Here is a 3,757-nt window from a genome sequence, read left to right as displayed (position 1 = left end):
CGGTAGCTCTTCCGATGCCAAAACTAATAGCAAGAACATCATAAGTAGTCGCTACTTTATAATGATATAATAAAAAAAACAAAGCTTCTTTTGAGTTTTGAAATATACTATTGTTACCAAACCCATTAGGAAATCCTGATAGAACTGTTGGAGTATAATAACAAGAAAACTTTTCAGATAACCTATTAAACTCCTCTTTACTAAGGCCTGTTGTAGCTCGAAAATCTCTATCAGATTTTATATTACTAAATATACTAATTCTTTGTGATTTCATAATAACTTATTAAAATGTTAATTACCGCAAATATATCATAAAATATTGATTATCAGCAAAAGAACAAGTCTATTGAAGATAAGGGGAGTTTTTATTGTGTAAGTAGCAATAAACCTTTAACAAACGAGCTTTTAGATAACTTGTCATATTTCTTGATATTAAAATTTATCAAAAAAGATGCAAGTCAAGAGGTTCCAGATGGTCTTCTGGTGAATGACTATTTCAATTATCCTGCCCAAAAGGTTGAGTTAGATAATTATAAGAAGCGATTTGCTGAAATTGAAAGCAATAAGCTCTTCAATGTAGAGCAAAAGAAAGTTGAACGTAAGAAACTAGCAGAAGAAAAACTGTCAGAATTTGGCAAAAAGCTAGATGCTGAGTTTGATGTGTACAGGGAAATAATCAAGAACCCATACGCATCATTTAGTAAACTCTTCGATAACTTTCACCAGAATAGGGACAATTTTCGATTACTGGTTAAAGAGATTTTAAATTACTATACCGACCAACCTATTGCAAAAAGGTCATTTAAATTAGCAGATGAAAAGCCAACATCTCAGCAGTTATATAACCCGAATCAAGGGAAAGGGCTGAACCGAGGAAAAGCGAACAATCCTTCCATGGGTAATCTAGACTCTAATTGGATTTCTGAAACGATGAAAATTTCGGGTGCATTAGATATGATGGTTTGCCAGTATGTAAAAGTTGGGTCTTCGTATGACTTAAAGGTATTTGTCCCCGAGTTTAATGATATTCTATTGCACAAAGCAAAAGATGTTGTGTGTCATTTTAAAAAGCACCTGAAAAGTACTTCACCAATAAAATTGGATATTATAAACATTCTTGATTTTACTGAAAAGTTTATAAAAGAAACACCCGAATACAATAAAGGAAAGGTAAAAAACACAATAAAGGGCTTTCATTCTGTTTATCAAAAGGATTTGGGTCAAAATAAGGCGGTGGCTAATATTGCCTTTATTCAAACTCCAGATTTTGTTGAGTATAAAAATAAGGATGAGAGTTTAGAATGGATTGAAATTCTAAGCCAGCAAAAATCTTTAATATCGAACATTGAAGAATTAGGTGATTCAATGCAAGGATTACAAGCCTATAGGGATTTTCTTGGAAGTGTATCTAACTCAGCGTTGGGTCATTTTTCAAAATTCAATTACTGGTACTCCGGTTATTTAATGCAACAATTGACCAAAGGGAACAAATTTGTAAGGGCATTTAAAATTGAACATTTAAACAAATTTTATCATAATATGGAACCAAAATTAAGTGAAATTATCAACAATGAAGGTTTTAAGGCTGTCGCGGGTGCTATTAGAAGAAGTACTGTAAGTCTTCAGTACACACCTAAAGACCAACGAAAATTTGATATTCGATATGGTCTAGCTCAGCAGCTTCAAAACAAATCTAAATCAAAGGAAGATTTAGCAACTTTCATTGGTGAGTTTATCAGTACTTATAATGCTGAAACAGGAAGAAATGCTGAAAAGAATGGAGGTAAAGCTCTTAGAGCCAATGTAAAAGAAGGAGAATTGATGAGATTTTATGATATTTTAGACAGTAATCCTCCTCGTTTAGTAGGTGCATTATTAGCGTCTTATGGCTTTGCTCTTTCATCAAAAGAAAACGTACAAGAGCCAGACGAAACTGAGCAAATGCAAGATAATCAAGAAGATACTAACCAATAAACACTACCAAAATGGCTGAAGCTAAAAAAATAATTGCCTCAATCTCAATCAGTGGAGAAATTACGCTAAATCTTCATTCTTTAAATAATGAAGGAGGTGAAGGAAATCAAATTATCACTCGTCAAGTAACAATTGTTGATAAAGAAGGGGAAATACATACCGTCAATGCTATCTCTGGCGATATGTTTAAGCATATACATGCCGTTCATTTGGCTCAAATTGCTAAAGAACAACAATTGCCTTTGAGCAAATATGCAGAAGCTTTAAATCCGAACAGAATTTCTGGGGAAGAATTAGGGAGTTATTCTAAAAATAATATTGCTAAAGCGAACGGTACTGCTGCTGATGTTATTGATGCGATGATTGATATTTGTACAGTTTGCGATACGCATGGAATTTTGATTACTGACAAAATTGGAGAGAATAAAAACAGTTCAAACACGCCAAGAAAATCAACAGTTGAATTTGGTTGGACAGTGGGAATCCCCAATAAAACTAATACTGAAAGTTACTTGCATACAAAACTTGTTACGAATGCTGGAAGTACAGAAACAACAGGAAGTAATGAAGGACAAAATATTTTCCATCGTCCCGCCAACCATGGAGTGTATGCCTTCGTCTGTAGTATAGACGTTTACCGTATTGGATTTAATGATATTTCAAGAAAATATCCAGATGGAGTTGATAGAGCCGCGCGCTATAAAGCACTATTGCAAAGTTTATTGAGTTCATTTATCAATCCAAAAGGGGCTATGACGAGTACCCAAAAGCCACATATTACTGATTTTAAAGGAGTTGTTGCAATTTCAAGTAAACTAACTCCTGCTCCAACTATCAGTGCTATAAATGATGGTTACCAAGCTGAAATCACGAAAATTGCTAACAGCTTGAACAAGATAGAGTCAGATATGATTGAACTGAAAAAATTTGATGGCTTAGGTAATCTTGCCGAAATCATTGCAGATTTAATGACGTATGAACCCTACAAAATTTCCTGATGATGAGGTTTTCGGCAATTTTTCAACCAACAACACTTTTTTCTTTAAAGGAAAGTAATTCAACGAATAAAGGAGCAAAATCCCTTTTTTTGCCTTCGCCTTATTCTATAAAAATGGCAATTCTTAATCAAGCCATTACGATTGGTGGTGATTTGTCAAAATTAGAGGAGAAAAAAAGTCAAGAATTTGGGTTTATTCGTGATTCAAAAATAAGTTTTTATATACCTGATTCAAATAGTTTTTGTGTAAACAATTCATTCGTTAAAATTCAAGAACCAGTAAGGGAGGGAAGTGGATTTAAGCCAACCATTTCTTTCAGAGAATATGTTTTCATCTCAGACAAGATTGAAATCATTTTTGAAGTTTCGGCAATTGAAGCAAAACAATATCTCTCGAAATATTTGTATAAAATCAATTATTTTGGGAAAAGAGGTTGTTTTTTTCAGTTTTTGGAATTTAATGATAACCCTTCAGAAGCCAACGTTAAGCCATTTGATGCTAAAAAAGGAGTTATGGGAGTCTTACAGTCGTATGACGATTTTGATGAAAAAGCGACTTTTGATAATGTAAATAGTTACTCCAATGCGACAGTAAAAAGGTCGAAGCAAATATTAGTGTTGCCATTACAAATAGTAGGTGCATCAAAAAGCTTTACATTGTTTAATTAAGAGTTCATATAAATATCATTGTGCAAGATTTCTCCTTCAGTTAGGTAAATGCGATAGGAAGAAACAACCAACGTTAATGATGCGATATTTATGGTGAACCTGCGGATGATATGTAGA

General features: G+C 33.4%; 4 protein-coding genes. 3 read left to right on the top strand and 1 reads right to left on the bottom strand.

The window, feature by feature from the left end:
- On the bottom strand, positions 1–274 hold a 274-nt coding region (locus G563_RS38375; RefSeq protein WP_211235283.1), incomplete at its 3' end, for a hypothetical protein.
- A gap of 152 nt (positions 275–426) precedes the next feature.
- On the opposite strand from G563_RS38375, the gene G563_RS0133300 reads away from it, so the two are divergent.
- Genes G563_RS0133300 through G563_RS0133290 form a run of 3 tightly spaced genes read left to right on the top strand, consistent with a single transcriptional unit; the run spans position 427 to position 3,640 of the window.
- On the top strand, positions 427–1,974 hold the full coding sequence (locus G563_RS0133300) for a hypothetical protein (RefSeq protein ID WP_028669143.1): 1,548 nt from the start codon (positions 427–429) through the stop codon (positions 1,972–1,974).
- A gap of 11 nt (positions 1,975–1,985) precedes the next feature.
- Positions 1,986–2,972 carry a DevR family CRISPR-associated autoregulator gene (locus tag G563_RS0133295; RefSeq protein WP_028669142.1) on the top strand — a complete coding sequence of 329 codons (987 nt, stop codon included), beginning with the start codon at positions 1,986–1,988 and terminating at the stop codon, positions 2,970–2,972.
- Positions 2,972–3,640 carry a hypothetical protein gene (locus G563_RS0133290; RefSeq protein ID WP_028669141.1) on the top strand — a complete coding sequence of 223 codons (669 nt, stop codon included), beginning with the start codon at positions 2,972–2,974 and terminating at the stop codon, positions 3,638–3,640. The genes G563_RS0133295 and G563_RS0133290 overlap by 1 nt, the downstream gene beginning before the upstream one ends.
- Positions 3,641–3,757 lie beyond the last annotated feature (117 nt).

Origin of the sequence: Runella zeae DSM 19591 (genome assembly GCF_000423565.1) — a bacterium.
Classification (GTDB): domain Bacteria; phylum Bacteroidota; class Bacteroidia; order Cytophagales; family Spirosomataceae; genus Runella; species Runella zeae.
Note: the sequence above shows the minus strand (reverse complement) of the source record. Positions and strands in the feature narration are given on the sequence as shown.

Bases quoted from the DNA above. Each gene is read 5' to 3' on its own strand.
- G563_RS0133290 (WP_028669141.1), top strand. From the start codon at position 2,972: ATGATGAGGTTTTCGGCAATTTTTCAACCAACAACACTTTTTTCTTTA.
- G563_RS0133295 (WP_028669142.1), top strand. From the start codon at position 1,986: ATGGCTGAAGCTAAAAAAATAATTGCCTCAATCTCAATCAGTGGAGAA.